The organism is Streptomyces sp. NBC_01808 (genome assembly GCF_035917395.1).
Classification (GTDB): domain Bacteria; phylum Actinomycetota; class Actinomycetes; order Streptomycetales; family Streptomycetaceae; genus Streptomyces.
In genome coordinates this window covers 4,901,811-4,922,649 of record NZ_CP109072.1, presented here as the reverse complement: position 1 = coordinate 4,922,649, position 20,839 = coordinate 4,901,811, and the positions used below count along the sequence as shown (strand labels likewise).

The 20,839-nt window shown below is 72.5% G+C and carries 19 protein-coding genes; 3 read left to right on the top strand and 16 right to left on the bottom strand.

Annotation, left to right across the window (positions count from 1 at the left end; all coding sequences use genetic code 11):
* Nucleotide 1: 1 nt before the first annotated feature.
* The 7 genes from OG946_RS21815 to OG946_RS21785 are packed head-to-tail and all read right to left on the bottom strand — an operon-like array spanning nucleotide 2 to nucleotide 7,691.
* Nucleotides 2-2,473: an NADH-quinone oxidoreductase subunit G gene (locus OG946_RS21815; RefSeq protein ID WP_326797733.1), complete on the bottom strand. Its 2,472-nt coding sequence runs from the start codon at nucleotides 2,471-2,473 to the stop codon at nucleotides 2-4.
* Nucleotides 2,470-3,816, bottom strand: coding sequence for an NADH-quinone oxidoreductase subunit NuoF (gene nuoF / locus OG946_RS21810; RefSeq protein ID WP_326797732.1), 1,347 nt, complete (start codon nucleotides 3,814-3,816; stop codon nucleotides 2,470-2,472). Before nuoF ends, OG946_RS21815 begins: the two co-directional genes overlap by 4 nt.
* Nucleotides 3,816-4,706, bottom strand: coding sequence for an NADH-quinone oxidoreductase subunit NuoE (gene nuoE, locus OG946_RS21805; RefSeq protein ID WP_326797731.1), 891 nt, complete (start codon nucleotides 4,704-4,706; stop codon nucleotides 3,816-3,818). The genes nuoF and nuoE overlap by 1 nt, the downstream gene beginning before the upstream one ends.
* Nucleotides 4,703-6,031: an NADH-quinone oxidoreductase subunit D gene (locus tag OG946_RS21800; RefSeq protein WP_326797730.1), complete on the bottom strand. Its 1,329-nt coding sequence runs from the start codon at nucleotides 6,029-6,031 to the stop codon at nucleotides 4,703-4,705. The genes nuoE and OG946_RS21800 overlap by 4 nt, the downstream gene beginning before the upstream one ends.
* Complete coding sequence (locus OG946_RS21795; RefSeq protein ID WP_326797729.1) at nucleotides 6,028-6,768, bottom strand: NADH-quinone oxidoreductase subunit C; 741 nt, start codon at nucleotides 6,766-6,768, stop codon at nucleotides 6,028-6,030. Before OG946_RS21795 ends, OG946_RS21800 begins: the two co-directional genes overlap by 4 nt.
* Nucleotides 6,765-7,319 carry a NuoB/complex I 20 kDa subunit family protein gene (locus OG946_RS21790; RefSeq protein WP_047017472.1) on the bottom strand — a complete coding sequence of 185 codons (555 nt, stop codon included), beginning with the start codon at nucleotides 7,317-7,319 and terminating at the stop codon, nucleotides 6,765-6,767. The genes OG946_RS21795 and OG946_RS21790 overlap by 4 nt, the downstream gene beginning before the upstream one ends.
* 12 nt (nucleotides 7,320-7,331) lie before the next feature.
* Nucleotides 7,332-7,691 (bottom strand): NADH-quinone oxidoreductase subunit A, encoded by a 360-nt coding sequence (locus OG946_RS21785; protein ID WP_018840719.1) that lies wholly within the window; start codon nucleotides 7,689-7,691, stop codon nucleotides 7,332-7,334.
* Between the two features lie 811 nt (nucleotides 7,692-8,502).
* Between OG946_RS21785 and OG946_RS21780 the strand changes: the two genes are divergently transcribed.
* Nucleotides 8,503-9,234: a C40 family peptidase gene (locus tag OG946_RS21780; RefSeq protein ID WP_326800330.1), complete on the top strand. Its 732-nt coding sequence runs from the start codon at nucleotides 8,503-8,505 to the stop codon at nucleotides 9,232-9,234.
* A gap of 96 nt (nucleotides 9,235-9,330) precedes the next feature.
* Here OG946_RS21780 and OG946_RS21775 read toward each other — a convergent pair whose 3' ends face one another.
* From OG946_RS21775 to OG946_RS21755, 5 genes are all read right to left on the bottom strand, one after another.
* Nucleotides 9,331-10,617 (bottom strand): geranylgeranyl reductase family protein, encoded by a 1,287-nt coding sequence (locus OG946_RS21775; RefSeq protein ID WP_326797728.1) that lies wholly within the window; start codon nucleotides 10,615-10,617, stop codon nucleotides 9,331-9,333.
* Nucleotides 10,618-10,712: 95 nt separating this feature from the next.
* The gene (locus OG946_RS21770; RefSeq protein WP_326797727.1) at nucleotides 10,713-11,408 is read right to left on the bottom strand and encodes a demethylmenaquinone methyltransferase; all 696 of its coding nucleotides are present in this window, start codon (nucleotides 11,406-11,408) and stop codon (nucleotides 10,713-10,715) included.
* Complete coding sequence (gene mqnC, locus OG946_RS21765) at nucleotides 11,405-12,601, bottom strand: cyclic dehypoxanthinyl futalosine synthase (protein ID WP_326797726.1); 1,197 nt, start codon at nucleotides 12,599-12,601, stop codon at nucleotides 11,405-11,407. The genes OG946_RS21770 and mqnC overlap by 4 nt, the downstream gene beginning before the upstream one ends.
* Before the next feature lie 92 nt (nucleotides 12,602-12,693).
* Nucleotides 12,694-14,466, bottom strand: a complete 1,773-nt coding sequence (locus tag OG946_RS21760) for a serine/threonine-protein kinase (RefSeq protein ID WP_326797725.1) — start codon at nucleotides 14,464-14,466, stop codon at nucleotides 12,694-12,696.
* Between the two features lie 62 nt (nucleotides 14,467-14,528).
* A complete protein-coding gene (locus tag OG946_RS21755) occupies nucleotides 14,529-15,395 on the bottom strand; it encodes a menaquinone biosynthetic enzyme MqnA/MqnD family protein (RefSeq protein WP_326797724.1) in 867 nt (288 codons plus the stop codon).
* A gap of 227 nt (nucleotides 15,396-15,622) precedes the next feature.
* Between OG946_RS21755 and OG946_RS21750 the strand changes: the two genes are divergently transcribed.
* Both OG946_RS21750 and OG946_RS21745 read left to right on the top strand, forming a co-directional pair.
* Nucleotides 15,623-15,826, top strand: a complete 204-nt coding sequence (locus tag OG946_RS21750) for a cold-shock protein (RefSeq protein ID WP_018840208.1) — start codon at nucleotides 15,623-15,625, stop codon at nucleotides 15,824-15,826.
* A 360-nt stretch (nucleotides 15,827-16,186) separates the two neighbouring features.
* Nucleotides 16,187-17,089, top strand: coding sequence for a phosphotransferase (locus tag OG946_RS21745; protein ID WP_326800329.1), 903 nt, complete (start codon nucleotides 16,187-16,189; stop codon nucleotides 17,087-17,089).
* Between the two features lie 48 nt (nucleotides 17,090-17,137).
* Here OG946_RS21745 and OG946_RS21740 read toward each other — a convergent pair whose 3' ends face one another.
* The 4 genes from OG946_RS21740 to OG946_RS21725 form a co-directional block, all read right to left on the bottom strand.
* Complete coding sequence (locus tag OG946_RS21740; protein ID WP_326797723.1) at nucleotides 17,138-19,111, bottom strand: AMP-dependent synthetase/ligase; 1,974 nt, start codon at nucleotides 19,109-19,111, stop codon at nucleotides 17,138-17,140.
* Nucleotides 19,112-19,321: 210 nt separating this feature from the next.
* Complete coding sequence (locus OG946_RS21735) at nucleotides 19,322-19,741, bottom strand: hypothetical protein (RefSeq protein WP_326797722.1); 420 nt, start codon at nucleotides 19,739-19,741, stop codon at nucleotides 19,322-19,324.
* A gap of 79 nt (nucleotides 19,742-19,820) precedes the next feature.
* Entirely contained in the window at nucleotides 19,821-20,297 is a 477-nt protein-coding gene (locus tag OG946_RS21730) for a GNAT family N-acetyltransferase (protein ID WP_326797721.1), read from the bottom strand.
* Between the two features lie 73 nt (nucleotides 20,298-20,370).
* Entirely contained in the window at nucleotides 20,371-20,787 is a 417-nt protein-coding gene (locus tag OG946_RS21725) for a hypothetical protein (protein ID WP_326797720.1), read from the bottom strand.
* Nucleotides 20,788-20,839: the final 52 nt, after the last annotated feature.

Below are 20,839 nucleotides of genomic sequence, written 5' to 3'. Positions count from 1 at the left end.
CTCACGCTTCGACCTCCTTGGATACGGCGGACACCCGGACCAGGTCGCCGGGGTTCGCGCCCGTGGCCGCCGTCACGCCCGGGTCCTTCGACTTCAGCGGCAGCCAGACGACCTGGTCGGGCAGCTCCGCTGTGACCCGCAGCGGGAGCGTCACCGTGCCGGCGGGCCCCGTGACCGCGAGCGGGTCGCCGTCGGCGACGCCGGTGGCCTCCGCGGTGGCGGGCGAGAGCCGGGCCGCCGCCTCGTGGCGGGTGCCGGTCAGGGCCTCGTCGCCCTCCTGGAGCCGGCCCTCGTCGAGCAGCAGCCGGTGGCCCGCGAGCACCGCCTCGCCCGCGCCCGGCTGCGGCAGCGGCACGGCGCGCTCGTCCGGCGGCGTGGGGCGGGGGCCTTCGGTGCGGACGCCGAGGCGGGCCAGCTCGGCCCGTGCCGTACGGGCGTCCGGCAGGCCCAGGTGGACGTCGAGGGCGTCGGCGAGCATGTGCAGCACCCGCTGGTCGGCGGGGGCGAGCCGGCGCGTCATCTGGTCCGGCTTCAGCGCGGCCTCGAACGGCCGTGCGCGGCCTTCCCAGTTCACATAAGTGCCCTGCTTCTCGGCGACCGCGGCCACCGGGAAGACCACGTCGGCCCGCTCGGTGACCTCGCTGGGCCGCTGCTCCAGGCTGACCACGAACGCCGCCCGGTCCAGCGCCTCGCGGGCCTTCTCCGGGTCCGGCAGGTCGGTGACCTCGATGCCGCCGACGAGCAGCGCGCCGATGTCGCCGGCCGCCGCCGCGTCGAGGATCCGGCCGGTGTCGCGGCCCTCACCGGTGGGCAGTTCCGCCAGGCCCCACGCGGCGGCCGTCTCGCGACGGGCCTCGGTGTCGCTGCCGGACCGGCCGCCGGGGAGCATCCCGGGCAGCGCGCCGGCCTCGATCGCGCCGCGCTCGCCCGCGCGGCGCGGGATCCAGGCGAGGGTGGCGCCGGTGGCCTCCGCGGTACGTACCACGGCGGACAGCCCGCCCCGTACCCCCGCCAGCCGCTCGCCGACGAGGATCACCGCGCCCTCCTGGCGCAGCGCGTCCGAGGCGGCCTTGCCGTCCTCGCCGAGTCCGGCGCCGGAGCCGAGGGCGTCGAGCCAGCTCGGCTCGGTGCCGGGGGCGGCCGGCAGCAGCGTGCCGCCCGCCTTCGTCAGGCCGCGGGTGGCGAACGGGGCGATCGAGTAGACCTTCAGGCCCTTCTTCCGCCACGCCTTGCGCAGCCGGAGGAAGACGCCGGGCGCCTCCTCCTCCGCTTCGAGGCCGGCGAGGAGCACCACGGGCGCCTTCTCCAGCGCGCCGTACGTGACGCCGCGGCCGCTGCCCGCGACCTGCGCGGCCAGGAACGCGGTCTCCTCGGCGCTGTGCACCCGGGCGCGGAAGTCGATGTCGTTGGTGTCGAGCGCGGCGCGCGCGAACTTCGCGTACGCGTAGGAGTCCTCCAGCGTCAGCCGCCCGCCGGTGAGCACCCCGGCCCGCCCGCGGGCCGCAGCCAGCCCCGCGGCCGCGGCGCGCAGCGCCTCGGGCCAGCTCGCCGGCTGCAGCTCACCGCTGTCGTCGCGGACCAGCGGGTGGGTGAGCCGGTCGGGGAGCTGTGCGTAGCGGAAGCCGAAGCGGCCCTTGTCGCACATCCACTCCTCGTTGACCGCCGGGTCGTTGGCGGCGAGCCGCCGCATGACCTTGCCGCGGCGGTGGTCGGTGCGGGTGGCGCAGCCGCCGGCGCAGTGCTCGCAGACGGACGGCGAGGAGATCAGGTCGAAGGGGCGCGAGCGGAAGCGGTACATCTTCGAGGTGAGCGCGCCGACCGGGCAGATCTGGATGGTGTTGCCCGAGAAGTACGACTCGAAGGGCACGCCCTCGCCCGTACCGACCTGCTGGAGCGCGCCGCGGTCCAGCATCTCGATCATCGGGTCGCCCGCGATCTGGTTGGAGAACCGGGTGCAGCGCGCGCACAGCACGCAGCGCTCGCGGTCGAGGAGCACCTGGGTCGAGATCGGCACCGGCTTTTCGAAGGTGCGCTTCTGGCCGTCGAAGCGGCTCTCGGCCTGCCCGGCGGACATCGCCTGGTTCTGCAGCGGGCACTCGCCGCCCTTGTCACAGACCGGGCAGTCCAGCGGGTGGTTGATGAGCAGCAGCTCCATCACGCCGCGCTGCGACTTCTCGGCGACGGCCGAGGTGAGCTGGGTCTTGACCACCATCCCGTCGGTGCAGGTGATGGTGCAGGATGCCGACGGCTTGCGCTGGCCCTCGATCTCGACGATGCACTGGCGGCAGGCGCCGACCGGGTCGAGCAGCGGGTGGTCGCAGAACCGCGGGACCTCGATGCCGAGTTGCTCGGCGGCCCGGATGACCAGGGTGCCCTTGGGCACGCTGACCTCGACGCCGTCGATGGTCAGCGTGACCATGTTCTCCGGCGCGGCAGGCTTCTCCGGTGCCTTCTCCGGCTCCGTGACGGTCACGCGGTCACCTCCTGGTGGGTCGTGGAGCCGGGGGTGTCGGCCCAGGCGGTGGATCTGGCCGGGTCAAAGGGGCAGCCGCCGCCGGTGATGTGCTGCTCGTACTCGTCGCGGAAGTACTTCAGCGAGGAGAAGATCGGCGCGGCGGCGCCGTCGCCGAGGGCGCAGAAGGACTTGCCGTTGATGTTGTCGGCGATGTCGTTGAGCTTGTCGAGGTCGGCGAGGGCGCCCTTGCCGGCCTCGATGTCGCGGAGGAGCTGGACGAGCCAGTACGTGCCCTCGCGGCAGGGGGTGCACTTGCCGCAGGACTCGTGCTCGTAGAACTCGGTCCAGCGGGTGACGGCACGGACCACGCAGGTCGTCTCGTCGAAGCACTGCAGCGCCTTGGTGCCGAGCATGGAGCCGGCGCCGCCGACGCCCTCGTAGTCGAGGGGGACGTCCAGGTGCTCGTCGGTGAGCATCGGGGTGGACGAGCCGCCGGGGGTCCAGAACTTCAGCCGGTGGCCGGGGCGCATGCCGCCGCCCATGTCGAGCAGTTGGCGCAGGGTGATGCCGAGCGGCGCCTCGTACTGACCGGGGCGGGCGACGTGGCCGGAGAGCGAGTACAGCGTGAAGCCCGGGGACTTCTCGCTGCCCATCGTGCGGAACCACTCCTTGCCCTTGTTCATGATGGCGGGAACGGAGGCGATGGACTCGACGTTGTTCACCACAGTGGGGCAGGCGTACAGGCCCTCGACGGCAGGGAAGGGGGGACGCAGCCGGGGCTGGCCGCGCCGGCCCTCCAGCGAGTCGAGCAGCGCGGTCTCCTCACCGCAGATGTACGCGCCGGCGCCGGCGTGCACCGTGACGTCCAGGTCGAGCCCGGAGCCCAGGACGTTCTTGCCGAGGAAGCCCGCGGCGTACGCCTCGCGCACCGCCTCGTGCAGCCTGCGCAGCACCGGCACGACCTCGCCGCGCAGGTAGATGAACGCGTGGTTGGAGCGGAACGCGTAACAGGCGATGACGATACCCTCGATGAGGGAGTGCGGGTTGGCGAAGAGCAGCGGGATGTCCTTGCAGGTGCCCGGCTCCGACTCGTCCGCGTTGACGACGAGGTAGTGCGGCTTGCCGTCGCCCTGCGGGATGAACTGCCACTTCATGCCGGTCGGGAAGCCCGCGCCGCCGCGGCCGCGCAGGCCGGCGTCCTTGACGTACGCGATGACGTCGTCGGGCGACATCGTGAGGGCCTTGCGCAGCCCCTGGTAGCCCTCGTGCCGCCGGTACGTGTCCAGGGTCCAGGACTCCGGGTCGTCCCAGAAGGCGGAGAGCACCGGGGTCAGCAGCTTCTCCGGCGAGTCGACGGTCATCACGCGCCCTCCTCCTCGGTGGGCTCATCCGCGGACGCGGTAGGCGGGTACGCCGGGTCGGACGCGGAGGTCTGCTGCGGCGCGTCGTGCGAACTGGGGTGGCCGGCGGGCGGCTGGTCCTCCAGCGCGTCCGGCGGCGGGTTCACCGGGTGCGGCTGGGCGCGCTGGCTGACCACGCGCGCGGCCGGCTCCTCGCCCTTGGCCATGCGCAGCCCGATGAGCGAGGCGGGGCCCGCACCGCCGGACTCCGCGACGGCGCCAGGGCGCTCGTCGGGGAATCCGGCCAGGATGCGGGCGGTCTCCTTGAACGTGCACAGCTTCGCGCCGCGGGTGGGGTGCACCTCCGCGCCGGCGCGCAGATCGTCCACGAGCCGCTTGGCGGACTCGGGGGTCTGGTTGTCGAAGAACTCCCAGTTGACCATCACCACGGGGGCGAAGTCGCACGCGGCGTTGCACTCGATGTGCTCCAGCGTGACCTTGCCGTCCTCGGTGGTCTCCTGGTTCCCGACGCCCAGGTACTCCTTCAGCTCGTCGAAGATGGCGTCGCCGCCCATCACCGCGCAGAGCGTGTTGGTGCAGACTCCGACCTGGTAGTCACCGGAGGGCTTGCGCCGGTACATGGTGTAGAAGGTGGCGACCGCCGTCACCTCGGCGGCGGTCAGGTCCAGCATCTCCGCGCAGAACTGCATGCCAGTGCGCGTGACGTGGCCTTCCTCCGACTGCACCAGGTGGAGCATCGGCAGCAGCGCGGACCGGCTGTCCGGATAGCGGGCGATGATCTCCCTGGCGTCCGCGGCCAGCCGCTCACGCACCTCGGCTGGATAGTCCGGGGCCGGCAACTGGGGCATGCCCAGCGACACGGCCGCCTGGCCCTGCTCTGCTGTCGTCATCGGTCGACGCCTCCCAGCACCGGGTCGATGGACGCGATCGCCACGATCACGTCGGCGACCTGGCCGCCCTCGGTCATGGCCGCGATGGCCCCCAGGTTCACGAACGACGGCTCGCGGAAGTGCACCCGGAACGGGCGGGTGGCGCCGTCGCTGACGGCGTGCACGCCCAGTTCGCCCTTGGGCGACTCCAAGGCCACGTACGCCTGCCCCGGTGGCACCCGGAAGCCCTCGGTGACCAGCTTGAAGTGGTGGATCAGGGCCTCCATCGAGGTCCCCATGATGTTCTTGATGTGGTCCAGCGAGTTGCCGAGGCCGTCGGGCCCCAGCGCGAGCTGCGCGGGCCAGGCGATCTTCTTGTCGGCGACCATCACCGGGCCCGGCTCCAGCCGGTCCACGCACTGCTCGACGATCCGCAGCGACTGGCGCATCTCCTCCAGCCGGATGAGGAACCGGCCGTAGGCGTCGGCGGTGTCCGCGGTGGGGACGTCGAAGTCGTACGTCTCGTAGCCGCAGTACGGGTCCGTCTTGCGCAGGTCGTGCGGCAGTCCGGTGGCGCGCAGCACCGGACCCGTGACGCCGAGGGACATGCAGCCTGCCAGGTCCAGATGCGCGACGTCCTGCATCCGGGCCTTGAACGCCGGGTTGTTGGTGGCCAGCGCGTCGTACTCCGGGAAGTTCTTGCGGAGCGTCTTGATCGTCTCGCGGATGGAGTCGACCGCGCCGGGGGGCAGGTCCTGGGCGAGCCCGCCGGGGCGGATGAACGCGTGGTTCATCCGCAGTCCTGTGATGAGCTCGAACAGGTCGAGGACCAGCTCCCGGTCGCGGAACCCGTAGATCATGACCGTGGTGGCGCCCAGCTCCATGCCGCCGGTGGCGATGGCCACCAGGTGGGAGGCGATCCGGTTCAGCTCCATCAGCAGCACCCGGATGACGGTGGCCCGGTCGGGCACGTCGTCGGTGATGCCGAGCAGCTTCTCCACCGCCATGCAGTACCCGGCCTCGTTGAAGAACGAGGTCAGGTAGTCCATGCGGGTCACGAAGGTGGAGCCCTGGGTCCACGTGCGGTATTCGAGGTTCTTCTCGATGCCGGTGTGCAGATAGCCGATCCCGCAACGGCACTCCGTCACGGTCTCGCCGTCGATCTCCAGGATGAGCCGCAGCACGCCGTGGGTGGAGGGGTGCTGCGGGCCCATGTTGACGACGATCCGCTCGTCGTCGGCGCGGTGGACCGACTCGACGACCTCGTCCCAGTCACCGCCGGTGACGGTGTAGACGGTGCCCTCGGTGGTCTCGCGGGCAGCCCCGGTCGTGTGGGTGGTGCTCATCGGTACGACCTCCGCTGGTCGGGAGCAGGGATCTGGGCACCCTTGTACTCGACGGGGATGCCGCCGAGGGGGTAGTCCTTGCGCTGCGGATGGCCCTGCCAGTCGTCCGGCATGAAGATCCGGGTCAGCGCCGGGTGGCCGTCGAAGACGATGCCGAAGAAGTCGTAGACCTCGCGCTCGTGCCAGTCGTTCGTCGGGTAGACCTCCACGACGGACGGGATGTGCGGGTCGTCGTCGGGCGCGCTGACCTCGACCCGCAGCAGCCGGGAGTGGGTCAGCGAGCGCAGGTGGTACACGGCGTGCAGCTCGCGGCCCTTGTCGCCGGGGTAGTGCACGCCGGAGACGCCGGTACACAGCTCGAAGCGCAGCGCCGGGTCGTCGCGCAGGGTCCGCATCACGCGGACGAGATGCGTGCGGTCGACGTGGAAGGTCAGCTCGCCGCGGTCGACGACGACCTTCTCGATGGCGTTCGCGGGGAGGAGCCCCTGCTCTTCGAGGGCACCTTCCAGTTCGTCTGCGGCCTCGTCGAACCAGCCGCCGTACGGGCGCGCGGACTCGCCCGGCAGCCGGACGCTGCGCACAAGACCGCCGTAGCCGGAGGTGTCGCCGCCGCCCTCGGAGCCGAACATGCCGCGCTGGACGCGGATGGTCTCGCCGTGATCGCCGCGCCTGCCCGGCAGGTTCTCGGCGTTCACGTCCTGGTCGGGGTTGACCCCGTCCGCGCTCTCCCCACTCACCGGAGAAGACCCTTCATCTCGATCGTCGGGAGCGCCTTCATCGCGGCCTCCTCGGCCTCCCTGGCCGCCTCCTCGCGGTTCACGCCGATCTTCTCGTGGCGGATCTTCTCGTGCAGCTTGAGGATCGCGTCCATGAGCATCTCGGGGCGCGGCGGGCAGCCGGGCAGGTAGATGTCGACCGGCACGACGTGGTCGACGCCCTGCACGATCGCGTAGTTGTTGAACATGCCGCCGGACGAGGCGCAGACGCCCATGGAGATGACCCACTTGGGGTTCGGCATCTGGTCGTAGACCTGCCGCAGCACCGGCGCCATCTTCTGGCTCACCCGGCCCGCGACGATCATCAGGTCGGCCTGGCGGGGCGAGCCGCGGAAGACCTCCATGCCGAAGCGCGCCAGATCGTAGCGGCCGGCACCGGCGGTCATCATCTCGAACGCGCAGCAGGCCAGCCCGAACGTCGCCGGGAACACGGACGACTTGCGCGCCAGCCCCGCGGCCTGTTCGACCGTGCTGAGGATGAACCCGCTCGGGAGCTTTTCTTCAAGTCCCATTCGTAGTACCCCCTAGTCCCATTCCAGTCCGCCGCGCCGCCACACGTAGGCGTACGCGACGAAGACGGTGAGCACGAAGAGCAGCATCTCCACGAGCCCAAAGATCCCCAGGGCGTCGAACGAGACGGCCCAGGGGTAGAGGAAGACGATCTCGATGTCGAAGATGATGAACAACATCGCCGTCAGGTAGTACTTGACCGGGAAGCGACCCCCACCGGGGGGCATCGGCGTCGGCTCGATGCCGCACTCGTAGGCCTCGAGCTTGGCCCGGTTGTAGCGCTTCGGACCCACCAGCGCCGCCGCGACCACGGAGAACACCGCGAAGGCCGCCGCAATGGCTCCGAGCACGAGGATCGGCGTGTATACGTTCACCGCTGGCCCCGCTCCTCTCCAGTCGACGATGACTGCCTGCAAGTCCACACCGGACTCGCGTTCCCGCCCCACCAAGATCGCTCACATGTGAGGCAGTTCACAAGCCCTACTGATGGGCATCTTATGCCCATCGCTCTGTGATCTGTGACACGGGGGTCCCCTACGGCTTTGTGATCTTAACCACCCGGTGATCGATCGGACGGCCGAATGCCCGCGGAGCAGGCTGCGCGGTGCGACGGAACGATCACCGGATCTCCGCCACCTGCGGCCGGCCGCAGGTCAGCGCGGTGGGGGCGGTGGGGTTCGGGAGGCGGGCGATTTCACCGTGGCGCGGCCGGAGGCGAATTCGAGCGCCGTCGCGCTCAATTGTTATTCGGGTGTCCCGGCACGTACGCGCACACGCACAAGGGGCTCCGCGGGGAGTACGGGCAGGGAAACGGATCCGAGTGATGTGGACCACAGTACGAGTGGCGAAGCAACCGCCCTTGCTTGGTTTGCGGCGGCAGAAGTGATAACCGTCCGGCAACGTTCGGCGGGCGGGCCAAATCCCTTGCGTATCAGGCGGGTAACGACGCCGGGAAGGCCGGCCGCCGGTGAACGCTCGGGGAACAGACCGCCCAAATGACCCATTTCACAGGACGGGCAGCCAAGTGTGGCGCATCCCACGACTGTTGAAACGCGGTCCTTCCCCCTGATAGCGCTGGTGTTCATGTCCCGTAAACCGCACATACCCAGCCACCGGAAGCCCCGGCGCCGGCAGGCCCCCGCGTGGGTCGTCCGCACCGGAGTCGCCGGTGGCGCCCTCGGCACGATGGTCGCGACGGCGGCGTCCGCTCCCGCCCTCGCAGACACCAGCAGGACCACCGGTTCGACGGCCACGGAGTCGACCGCCGCACTCCCCACCGTGGACGTGAGCACGGCCCTCACCACCGGCGTCGAGCAGAGCGCCGACGCCACCCAGACCGCGGCCCTGCGCCTCGAACTGCGCACGAACGCGCAGGAGGCCGCCGAGGACGCCCGCAAGGCGGCCGCGAAGGCCAAGAAGGAGGCGGAGGCCCGCGCGGCCGCCGAGGAGCGCGCCAGGGAGCGTGCAGCGGCCCGCGCGGCGGAGCGCGAGGAACTGGCCGCGGCCTCGGCCTCCTCGGACGCCCCCACCGCTGAGACCCCCGCGGCGGCCCCGGCCGCTTCGGGCAGCGTCGGCACGGTGCTGGACTTCCTCAACGCCCAGGTCGGCAAGGCGTACGTGCTCGGCGCCACCGGCCCGTCGTCGTACGACTGCTCGGGGCTGACCCAGGCCGCGTTCCGCACCGTCGGAGTGGAGCTCCCCCGCACCGCCGCGGAGCAGTCCACGGTCGGCACCCCGGTCGCGGTCTCCGACGTCCAGCCCGGCGACCTGGTCTTCTGGGGCGGCACCGGCTCGGCGTACCACGTGGCCGTCTACATCGGCGACGGCAAGTACCTGGACGCGGCCAACCCGTCGAAGGGCGTGGTCATCCAGGAGATGTCGTACTACATGCCCACATCGGCCGTGCGGGTCCTCTGAGCCTCCCGCACACCCGCGCACACGCACGCGAGAGCCCCCGCCGGACTGCCGGCGGGGGCTCTCGCGTATGCGTCCCAGGCGCGTGTGCGCGAATTCTCAAGCTCGCGGGGCGACCTTCGTCAGGCCGTTGATGATGCGGTCCATGGCGTCGCCGCCCTGGGGGTCCGTGAGGTTCGCCAGCAGCTTGAGGGTGAAGCGCATCAGGACCGGGTGGGTGAGGCCGCGCTCGGTGGCGAGCTTCATGACCTTCGGATTGCCGATGAGGCGGACGAAGGCGCGGCCGAGCTGGTAGTAGCCGCCGTAGGTGTCCTTGAGGACCTTCGGGTAGCGCTGCAGGGCCAGCTCGCGCTGGGCGGGCGTCGAGCGGCCCTGGGCCTGGACGACGACGTCGGCGACGATCTGTCCTGACTCCATCGCGTACGCGATGCCCTCGCCGTTGAACGGGTTGACCATGCCGCCGGCGTCGCCGACGAGGAGCAGGCCGCGGTCGTAGTGCGGCTGGCGGTTGAAGGCCATCGGCAGGGCGGCGCCGCGGATGGGGCCCGTCATGTTGTCCGGGGTGTAGCCCCACTCCTCCGGCATCGAGGAGCACCACGCCTTGAGCACGTCCCGCCAGTCCAGCTCCTTGAAGGCGGACGAGGAGTTGAGGATCCCGAGGCCGACGTTGGACGTGCCGTCGCCCATGCCGAACACCCAGCCGTACCCGGGCAGCAGCCGGTCCTCGGGGCCGCGCTTGTCCCACAGCTCCAGCCAGGACTCCAGATAGTCGTCCTCGTGCCGCGGGGAGGTGAAGTACGTCCGCACGGCCACGCCCATCGGGCGCTTCTCGTTGCGGTGCAGGCCCATGGCCAGGGAGAGCCGCGAGGAGTTGCCGTCGGCGGCGATGACCAGCGGGGCGTGGAAGGTGACGGGAGTCTTCTCCTCGCCGAGCTTGGCGTGCACGCCGGTGATCCGGCCCGTGCGCTCGTCGATGACCGGCTGGCCGACGTTGCACCGCTCGTACAGCCGGGCGCCGGCCTTCTGCGCCTGCTGGGCGAGCTGCTGGTCGAAGTCGTCGCGCTTGCGCACCAGCCCGTAGTCCGGGTACGCGGCCAGCTCCGGCCAGTCGAGCTGCAGCCTGTTGCCCCCGGCGATGATCCGCAGGCCCTTGTTCCGCAGCCAGCCGGCCCCTTCCGAGACGTCGATGCCCATGGCGAGGAGCTGCTTCGTCGCCCTCGGGGTGAGCCCGTCGCCGCAGACCTTCTCGCGGGGGAACGCCGTCTTCTCCAGGAGCAGGACGTCGAGCCCCGCCTTCGCGAGGTAGTACGCGGTCGTCGAGCCGGCCGGCCCGGCCCCGACGACGATCACATCGGCAGTGCGGGTGGACTCAGAAGCGTCGGTCACGGCGGCTCCCAGGGAACGCGGGTCGGTCCCCGCATTCTAAGTGCCGCCCCCGACACCCTCACGTCCACCCCGCCCGTGCCCGGGACCCGGCTGGCTCAGCTCGGGGCGTACGCGCGGTGGAGGGCGACGATGCCGCCGGTGAGGTTGCGCCATGCGGGGCGGGTCCAGCCGGCGGCGCCGAGTTCTGCGGCCAGCGCGGGCTGGTCCGGCCAGGCGCGGATGGACTCCGCGAGGTAGACGTACGCGTCCGGGCTGCTGCTCACCCGCTCCGCGATCGGCGGCAGCGCGCGCATCAGGTACTCCGTGTAGACCGTCCGGAACGGCGCCCACGTCGGGTGCGAGAACTCGCAGATCACCAGCCGGCCGCCCGGCCTCGTCACCCGCCGCATCTCGCGCAGGGCCGCGGCCGTCTCCTGGACGTTGCGCAGCCCGAAGGAGATCGTCACCGCGTCGAACACCCCGTCCGCGAACGGCAGCCGCGTCGCGTCCCCGGCCGTCAGCGGCAGCCGCGGGTGGCGCCGCTTGCCCTCGCGCAGCATGCCCAGCGAGAAGTCGCACGGCACCACGTACGCGCCCGCCGCCGTGAACGGCAGCGACGACGTGCCCGTACCCGCCGCCAGGTCCAGCACCCGCTGCCCCGGCCGCGCGTCGACCGCGCGGGCGACCGCCTTGCGCCACAGCCGCGCCTGGCCGAGGGAGAGGACGTCGTTGGTGAGGTCGTAGTTCGCGGCGACGTCGTCGAACATCGCCGCCACCTCGTGGGGCTGCTTCTCCAGGGTCGCGCGCGTCACCGGTCGGCCTCCACCAGCGTCAGTTCCGGGTGCGCCGTACCCCCGTCGAGGGCGGTGGACGACAGGTGCGAGACGACGCGGTCGTCCACGGGGTCGTCCGCCGGGTCGTCGTGCACCACGAGATGCTCGTATGTCGTCGCACGCTGCGCCGGCACCCGGTCGGCGCCGCGGATCATCTCGATGATCTCGCGCAGGTTCGAGCGGTGCCGCGCCCCGGCGGAGGACACCACGTTCTCCTCCAGCATCACCGAGCCGAGGTCGTCCGCGCCGTAGTGCAGCGTCAACTGGCCGACGTCCTTGCCGGTGGTCAGCCAGGAGCCCTGGATGTGCGCCACGTTGTCGAGGAAGATCCGCGCGATGGCGATCATCCGCAGGTACTCCAGCGTGGTGGCCTGGGTGCGGCCCTTCAGCTTGTTGTTCTCCGGCTGGTAGGTGTACGGGATGAAAGCCCGGAACCCGCCGGTGCGGTCCTGTACGTCCCGGATCATCCGCAGGTGCTCGATCCGCTCCGCGTTCGTCTCGCCCGTGCCCATCAGCATCGTGGACGTCGACTCCACGCCAAGACCGTGCGCCGTCTCCATGATCTCCAGCCAGCGCTCGCCGCTCTCCTTCAGCGGCGCGATGGCCCGCCGCGGCCGGGTCGGCAGCAGTTCGGCGCCGGCGCCGGCGAAGGAGTCGAGCCCGGCGGCGTGGATGCGGCGGATGGCGTCCTCCGCGGTGGTGCCGGAGATGCGCGCCATGTGCTCGACCTCGGAGGCGCCGAGGGAGTGGATGACGAGCTGCGGGTACGCCTTCTTGATCGCGGAGAAATGCTCTTCGTAGTACTCCACGCCGAAGTCGGGGTGGTGGCCGCCCTGGAACATGATCTGCGTGCCGCCGAGCTGCACGGTCTCCTCGCAGCGGCGCAGGATGTCGTCCAGGCCGCGGATCCAGCCCTTGTCCTTGGCGGTGGGCGGGGCGTAGAAGGCGCAGAACTTGCAGGCCGTCACGCAGACGTTGGTGTAGTTGATGTTCCGCTCGATGATGTACGTCGCGATGTGCTCGGTCCCGGCGTAACGCCGGCGGCGTACGGCGTCGGCGGCGGCGCCCAGCGCGTGCAGCGGGGCGGAGCGGTACAGGTCGAGGGCCTCGCCGGGGGTGACGCGGCCGCCCGCGGCGGCGCGGTCCAGGACTGCCTGCAGATCGGTGGTCACGGTGACCGGCCCCTTCCGCGAGTGGTGCGTACGAGCGGACCCAGCCTACGCGGAGCAGGTCACCCGCTCCGGCGCAGGGGCGGGCGCCGCCGTCAGCCGCCGTCCTTCCGCAGCGTGGCGCGCGGGTTGCCGGAGGCTTCGGCGTCGGAGCGGTACTCCAGCGTCGCGCCGCCCTTGTGCATCAGCGTCACCTCGGAAGTGCCGGGGGCGCACACGCCCTCGCTGTTCTTCCTCGACGGGTCGTCCTCCTCGCGCAGGACGAGGGTTTCGCCGGTGGCGGCGGTGAGCCTGGCGCGGCTGTAGCAGTGCGCGACGTCGTAGAGGGAGTAGTCGAAGTACGCGACGTACTCGCCCTTCCCGCCCTCCTCGATCTCGACGGTGACGCGGCCGTTCGGGACGCCGTTGTCCTGGAGGACCTCGCCGTTCCAGGTGCCGAGGAACCGCTCCGGGACGCCGTCGACGCCCTCCGTCGGATCGGGTGACGGGCTGTCGGTGGCCGCGCCGCCGCTGCCGCCTCCGCCGTCCTCGTTGCCTCTGTCGTTGTCGTTGCCGTTGCCGTTGCCCGCGGAGTTGCCACCGGTGGGGTTCTGGGCCTGCGGGCGGTCGGCGCCGTCGTCGTCCAGCAGTCCGGGTACGAGGAACAGGCCGAGCACCAGCGCCGCGAGGGCGCCGGCGACGGAGAGCACCAGGGTGCAACTGAACCGGCGCGAGCGCAGGCCGACTTCCGCACGCCGCTCGGGCGCCGTCGCCGCGGCGGCGCCGAGCGCGGCGCCCGCGGCCCCGGCACCGACCCCGCCCGGCGGCGTCGCCCCCGCCGGCGCGTCCTGCGCCCCGGACCCGGCCCCGGCCGCCGTGCCGTCCAGTACCGGCGGCGGCCCGAACGCCCCCGGCCCGTACTCCGCCGGCTGCAGCGGCACGGGACCCGACGGCAGCCCGTCGTCCCGCCGCTCCGGCGCCGCCGCCGGCTGCGCCTCCATCGCCAGCAGCTCCACGGCACGCCGGCTGATCTGCTCCGTGACCGGCGGCGGCAGCCATCCGGGCCGTACGAGGTGCGCCGCCGCGCCGCCCGCCGTCAGCCGGTTCACCAGCTCCGCCGGCTCCGGCCGCCCCGCGGGGTCCTTCGACAGGCACGCGAGGGCCAGCTCCCCCAGTTCGCCGGTGAGGCCGTGCAGTTGCGGCTCCTCGTGCACCACCAGGTACAGCAGCGTCGGCGCGCTGTCGCCCGGGAAGGGCGACCGTCCGGTGGCCGCGAAGACCAGCACGGCGCCGAGGCTGAAGACGTCGCCCGCGCCGGTGACGGGCCAGCCGAGGATCTGCTCGGGCGACATGTAGCCGGGCGAGCCGACCGAGGCGCCGGAGGCGGTCAGCGAGGCGGTGCCGTCGGTGGCGCGGGCGATGCCGAAGTCGATGAGCCGGGGGCCGTCGAGGGTCAGCAGGACGTTGGAGGGCTTGACGTCCCGGTGTACGAGCCCGAGCCCGTGCACCGCCGCCAGCGCCTCGGCGAGCCCGGCGCCCATGGGGCGCAGGGTCTCCTCGGGCAGCGGCCCGTGCTCGGCGACCGCGTCGCTGAGGCTGGGCCCGGCGACGTACCCGGTGGCGACCCACGGCACGTCGTCGTCGGGCCCGGCGTCGAGCACGGGCGCGGTCCAGGCGCCGCCGACGCGGCGGGCGGCCTCGACCTCGCGGCGGAAGCGGGTACGGAACTCGTCGTCGTGCGCGAAGTGCGGGTGGACGACCTTGACGGCCACGGTGGCGCCGCCCGGGCTGCGGCCCAGGAAGACCCGGCCCATGCCGCCGGAGCCGAGCCTGCCCAGCACCCGGTACGGCCCGACGGCCTCGGGATCACCGCTCTGAACTGGCTGCATGAACTCCCCCCGGCCCCGCCTCTCCTACGGTCCCTCGCATACCCCCCTGTGGCCGCCCCAGCCTAGGCGCCAGCCGCCGCCGGCAGCAGCCGCACCCGCGCCTCGTCCGGGAATCCCGCGCGGCTGGCGAACTCGTCGATGCCCTCCAACTGCTCGGCGCCCAGCCTGAAGTCCAGCGTGCGGAAGTACCGTTCCAGCAGCGGCGGGTCGAACGACTCCCACCGCGCCGCCTGCTCCGCCACCTTGTCGACCTCGGCCAGCGACAGGTCGCGGGAGTCGAGGAACGCCCGGTGCACGTTCGCCACCAGCTCGGGCTCGCGGGCCAGGAAGTCGCGGCGTACGGCCCACACGGCGAAGACGAACGGCAGCCCGGTCCACTCCTTCCACATCTGCCCGAGGTCGTGCACGTGCAGCCCGAGCCGCGGGGCGTCGTGCAGCGACGCGCGCAGCGCGGCGTCCCCGATGAGCACGCCGGCCTGCGCCTCGCGCATCATCAGGGAGAGGTCGGGCGGGCACGAGTAGTAGTCCGGCGTGATGCCGTACTGCTCGCCGATCAGAAGCTCGGCCAGGCGCACGGAGGTGCGGGAGGTGGAACCGAGCGCCACGCGCTCCCGGTCCAGATCCCCCAGCGGCCGCTGCGAGACGATCACGCAGGACATCACGGGCCCGTCGCAGCCCACGGCGATGTCGGACAGGGCGACCAGCTCGTCGGCGTGTCGCAGGTACTCCACGAGGGTGACGGGAGCGATGTCCAGCTCCCCGTCGATGAGCTGCTCGCTGAGCCGTTCCGGGGTGTCCTTCGAAAGCTCCAGGTCGAGCAGGGTGCCCGTACGGGCGAGGCCCCAGTAGAGGGGGACGCAGTTCAGGAACTGGATGTGGCCGACTCGTGGCCGGCGCCGAGCTCCTGCGTCGGGAGGTGGTGCTGTCACGGCTCCGAGGCTAACCGCAGCCCGACCGCACGCGGGTACGGGGGCTCACCGGAGGGTGATCTTTTCCCTACCGGGGCGGGCTCGCGCGTGCTAGGCTCAACCGCAAGTTGCAGTTTGGTTTCCTTGCAGTACCGTGCCTGCGGAGATTCTGACGCCGCGGGCATGTGTCGTTTTCAGGCTTCTTCGAGGCTCTGGGGCAGGGCGACCCTTTGGCCCAAGGAGGGCTCATGGCTACCGGAACCGTCAAGTGGTTCAACGCTGAAAAGGGCTTCGGCTTCATCGCCCAGGACGGCGGCGGTCCCGATGTCTTCGTCCACTACACCGCTATCAACGCCCAAGGCTTCCGCTCGCTCGAGGAGAACCAGCAGGTGACCTTCGACGTGCAGCAGGGCCCGAAGGGTCCGCAGGCGGCTAACGTCTCCCCGTCGTGACGCTAGCCCCAGGCTGACCTGAGGAACCCCCGTCCTCCTGGCGGGGGTTTTCTCATGCCCGGATGCCGGTGGGGGCGGATACGGTGGCGTCGTATGAGCGACGCGGAGACGGGCGCGGGGCCCGGACACGAGACGGGCGCGGCAGGCGGTACGGGGCAGGCGGCGGGAGCCGGTGGCGCGGCCGTGTCCGGGCGCGCGGCCGGGAGCGGGGCCGGGCGCGCGGCCGGGAACGAGGCCGAGCGCGGGACCGGGGCCGGGGACGGCGCCGCGGCGGGAGACGACGCCGCGGCGGGAGACGGCGCCGCGGCGGGAGACGACGCCGCGGCCGGGCCCGCCTCCGACGCCGGCACCGGCCCCGAGATCACCGCGGGCCTGATCCGCGAGCTGCTCCGCGAGCAGCACCCCGACCTCGCCGACCGCCCCCTCACCCTCGGCGCCCGCGGCTGGGACAACCAGCTCTGGCGGCTCGGCGACGACCTCGCCGTACGCCTCCCGTGGGCCACGGAGTCCGCCGACGAGCTGCTGCGCAAGGAGCACGCCTGGCTCCCCGAGCTGGCCCCGTACCTGCCGCTGCCCGTGCCCGTACCGCAGCGCATCGGCGAGCCCTCCGAGCGCTTCCGGCGCCCCTGGATCGTCACCACCTGGGTGCCCGGCACCCCCGCCGACCGCGCCCCGGTCACCCGCGGCCCGGCCGCCGCCGACGCCCTCGCCGCGTTCCTGACCGCGCTGCACCGGCCCGCCCCCGGCGGCGCCCCCACCGGGCGGGGCCGCGGCGGGCCGCTGTCCGACGCGGCCGGGTGGTTCGAGCAGCAACTCGCCGAGGCGGCCGGCCTCGGGCTCGTCGCGGACGCGGATGCCGTACGGGCCGTCTGGGACGACGCCGTCGCCGCGCCCGTATGGAGCGGCCCGGCGCTGTGGCAGCACGGCGACCTGCACCCCGCGAACGTCCTCACCGCCGACGGCACCCTGTGCGGCGTCGTCGACTTCGGCGACCTGTGCGCCGGCGACCCCGCCCTCGACCTCGCCGCCGCGTGGCTCCTGCTCCCCGACGCCGCCGCCGCGGAGCGCTTCCACACCGCGTACGGATCGGCCGTCGACGCGGCGACGCTGCGCCGCGCCCGCGGCGTCGCGGTGATGCGGGCCCTGGTCGGGCTGCTCGTCGGGGAGGCGGGCGTGCGGGGCCGTAAGGGCGGCAAGGCGACGTGGGGCCCGCCGGCGCGGGCGTCGCTGCGGAGGTTGCTGGCGGACGCGGACCGGGGGTAGGGGGCGCCCGCGTCCCACAAGCCGCCGGAGCCCGGGGGCCGTTCCCGGTCAGCCTTCGGCCCCGTACAGCTCGTCGATGACGTGCCCGAAGTCCCGTACGATCGCCGCCCGCTTCAGCTTCATCGACGGCGTCACGTACCCGGCCTCCTCCGTGAAGTCCGCCGGCAGCACCGCGAACCGGCGGATCGACTCCGCGCGCGAGACAAGCTCGTTCGCCCCGTCGACCGCCCGCTGGAGGTCGGCGCGGAGCAGCGGGTCGCGTACCAGCTCCGTGACCGGGACGTAACTGCGCTTGCGCATCATCCGCCAGTGCTGCAGTCCCTCGGGGTCGAGGGTGAGGAGCGCCGCGACGTACGGGCGGTCGTCGCCGACGACGAGGCACTGGCTGACCAGCGGATGCGCCCGCAGCCGGTCCTCCAGCGGCGCGGGCGCGAGGTTCTTGCCGGAGGCGGTGACGATGAGGTCCTTCTTGCGGCCGGTGATCGTCAGATAGCCGTCGGCGTCCAGTTCGCCGAGGTCGCCGGTGGCGAACCAGCCGTCGTCGGTGTCGAGCCGGGTGACGCCGGCCTCGGCGTCCCAGTAGCCGGAGAACAGGTGGCCGCCGCGGACCAGCACCTCGCCGTCGGGCGCGATCCGTATCGCGGTGCCCGGCAGCGGCCAGCCGACGGTGCCGAAGCGGGGTTTCAGCGGCGGGGTGACGGTGGCGGCGGCGGTGGTCTCGGTGAGCCCGTACCCCTCGAAGACCATGACGTCGGCGCCCGCGTAGAAGGCGGCGAGGCGGCGGCCGAGCGGGGAGCCGCCGCAGATCGCGTACTTGACGCGGCCGCCGAGCGCGGCCCGGATGCGGCGGTAGACGAGCGCGTCGTAGAGCTTGCGCAGCGCCCTGAGGCGCGCTCCTGGGCCCGGGCCCTCGCCGTGCAGCTCGGCCTCCAGGGCCTCGGCGTAGCGGACGGCGACCTTCGCGGCGCGGTCGAACGAGGCGGCGCGGCCGATGCCTTCGGCGGTCGCGCGGCCGGTGTTGTAGACCTTTTCGAGGACGTACGGGATGCCGACGAAGAACGTCGGGCGGAAGGCGGCGAGGTCGCGCAGCAGGTCTTCGGTCTTGATGCTGGGCGCGTGGCCGAGCTTGACGCGGGCGCGGAGGCAGCCGATGGCGGTCATGCGGCCGAGGACGTGGGAGAGGGGGAGGAAGAGGAGGGTGGCGGGAGGGTCTTCGCTGACGGCGGTGAAGAGGGGGTAGAGCAGCTCGATCGCGTTGTCGACCTCGGCGAGGAAGTTGCCGTGGGTGAGGACGCAGCCCTTGGGCAGGCCGGTGGTGCCGGAGGTGTAGATGACGGTGGCGACGCTGGCCGGGCCGAGGCCGGCGCGGCGCTGGCGGACGAGGGTGTCGGGGACGTCGCGGCCGGCGGCGGCGAGTTGGCCGAGGATGCCGGTGTCGAGCTGCCAGAGGTGGGCGAGGTGCGGCAGGTCCTGGCGCCGGCCGCTGATGAGGCGGGCCTGCTCGACGCTCTCCACGGCGCAGGCGAGGGCGCCGGAGTCGTGCAGGATGTGGCGGGCCTGGATGGCGGAGGACGTGGGGTAGACGGGGACGGTGATGAGTCCCGCGGCCCAGGCGGCGAAGTCCAGCAGGGTCCACTCGTACGTCGTACGCGACATGATCGCGAGCCGGTCGCCGGGGCGCAGCCCGGAGACGATGAGGCCCTTGGCGACGGCGAGGACGTGCTCGGCGAACTCGGCGGCGGTGACGTCGGCCCAGGTCCCGTCGGCGCGGGGGCGGGCGAGGGCGGGCTCGCCGGGGGCGTGGGCGGCGTTGTCGAAGGGGATGTCGGCGAGGGAGCCGTACTGGGCGTGCGGGGCGGCGGGGGGCACCTCCGCTTCGCGGACGCCGCGGGCGTCGGCGCGGACGGCGGGGGGCAGCAGCGGGGGGACCGCGGTGCCGGGGAGAAGTCTGGAGTTGATCCCCTTGAGGTACTGCGGCGGGGGTGCGGGCGCCGGGTGCTGCTGTGGTGCGGAGTGCGTCATGGGTGGCTCCGTGACGTTCGCGTCGGCTTCGTACGGCTCGCCGGGCGGCAACGGACGCAGCATTCTCGCGAACGGCCGGCCACCCCGCCAGAGGACGCCACACCTGATACTCCCGGTTCCGCATGCCCCGCGCGTCTCGCCCGGGTCGCCCGGGTCGCCCGGGTCGCCCGGGTCCCGCCCGCGCCCGGTGAGCGCCCCGTCAGCGCCGCATCAGCGGCAGACGGCGAAGGCCTCTTGCCCCGCATCAGGCTCTCCGCGCACGGCACCCACGGCGACGGCGACGAGGGCGGAGCCGACGAAGGTCCCCATGAGGATCAGCGCGACCCCGACGGCGAAGAGCCCGGTGTTGTCGTCCGACCAGTCGTAGTACGAGGCGAAGGTCAGCCCCGCGGTCGACCCGAGCACGGCGGGCACGAAGTGCCGCACGTACGCGACGACGGCCACGGCGACGAGCAGCGTCAGCACCAGCCCGCCGACCTGCCACGCCTCGTACGGCCCGGTCTCGGTGTCACCGCTCACCTCGCGCTCCTGGTCCCAGCCGAGCCACACGGCCCAGGCCCCGGCGGCGGCGCCGGCCAGGAGTAGGAGGGAGAGCAGTTGAAGGAGAAGAATCCGCAGCACACGACGCATACCCCCACCCTCGTGGCCCGCCCGCTGCCCGAACCAGAGCGAAGGTACTCACCCCCACCTGAGTACGAGCCCGCACCCCTCACTCCCCGGGCTCCCCCGCCGCCCGCCGGAACACCTGGCGCGAACCCCCCTCGGGCCCGGGCGGGGCGGCCTCGGCGGGCCTGAACCCCAGCCGCTCGTAGAAGACCCGTGCCCCACTGGCGACGGCCCCGGGATGATCGGCCCCGAACGTCACCACCTCGACCCACCCGGCCCGCCCCCGGACGAACCGCCGCTCCGCCTCCCCCATCAGCGCCTGCCCGACGCCCCGCCCCCGCATGTCCTCGGCAACCACCAGCCAGTGCACCCGGAAAACGGGCGCCTCACCCCCGAACAACAACCCCCCGACAACGGACCCCCCGGAAACGGCAACGAGCGCAACCCCCCGCCGTATGTGCCCCCGCACGGCCTCGTGGAACCCGGGCTCGCCGACCATGGCCCCGAACCACTGCTCAACCCCGCCCGCAAGCCCAAGAAACCCCCCGAAGTCCCGCTCCCCCGCAAGCCTGACGATCACCCCCGCAGTCTGACAGAGCCACCCACGGGCGCCGGCGAGCCCGGCAGCGGTCGGTCGTGCTGCCCTAGTCCGCTCAAGCGGGTAGCCACGAGGGCCACCAGGGCGGGATGTTGCTCGCCGGGCAGAGGCCGGAGTCGCCGGGATACCCGTCCAGGGTGCCGAGGGACGCGAACGCCGCCCACCCGATGAGCAGGCCGACTTCCAGGGAGATCGGCACCACGGTGAAGACGGCCGCCTTCCAGGAAGCGGGCCGGACGAGGCACCACAGGAAACCCGAGGCGATCCATGCGGCGAGAGCACAGACCAGCATGAGAGCGGGGAGGTCGAAGAAGATGAGGGCGAAACGGTGTCCCGGCTCGTTCCCGGCATCGCAGTAGGCACGCGAGCGCATGATGAGCGAGGCGGCGAGATACCCGCACAGCACCCCGGTCAGCGGGCCCAGCACGAAGGCAGGCAGGAAGCGTCCCGACGGCCAATCGATGCCCCTCACGCCCGTACGACGCCCCACCCGGGCGAACGGTTGTGCAGGGATCCCCGGTGCC

Coding starts and splice junctions, on each gene's coding strand:
- OG946_RS21800 (WP_326797730.1), bottom strand. CDS start 6,031: ATGAGCACCACCCACACGACCGGGGCTGCCCGCGAGACCACCGAGGGC.
- OG946_RS21780 (WP_326800330.1), top strand. CDS start 8,503: ATGGTCGCGACGGCGGCGTCCGCTCCCGCCCTCGCAGACACCAGCAGG.
- OG946_RS21760 (WP_326797725.1), bottom strand. CDS start 14,466: ATGCAGCCAGTTCAGAGCGGTGATCCCGAGGCCGTCGGGCCGTACCGG.
- OG946_RS21740 (WP_326797723.1), bottom strand. CDS start 19,111: ATGACGCACTCCGCACCACAGCAGCACCCGGCGCCCGCACCCCCGCCG.
- OG946_RS21790 (WP_047017472.1), bottom strand. CDS start 7,319: ATGGGACTTGAAGAAAAGCTCCCGAGCGGGTTCATCCTCAGCACGGTC.
- nuoF (WP_326797732.1), bottom strand. CDS start 3,816: ATGACCGTCGACTCGCCGGAGAAGCTGCTGACCCCGGTGCTCTCCGCC.
- OG946_RS21750 (WP_018840208.1), top strand. CDS start 15,623: ATGGCTACCGGAACCGTCAAGTGGTTCAACGCTGAAAAGGGCTTCGGC.
- nuoE (WP_326797731.1), bottom strand. CDS start 4,706: ATGACGACAGCAGAGCAGGGCCAGGCGGCCGTGTCGCTGGGCATGCCC.
- OG946_RS21735 (WP_326797722.1), bottom strand. CDS start 19,741: ATGCGTCGTGTGCTGCGGATTCTTCTCCTTCAACTGCTCTCCCTCCTA.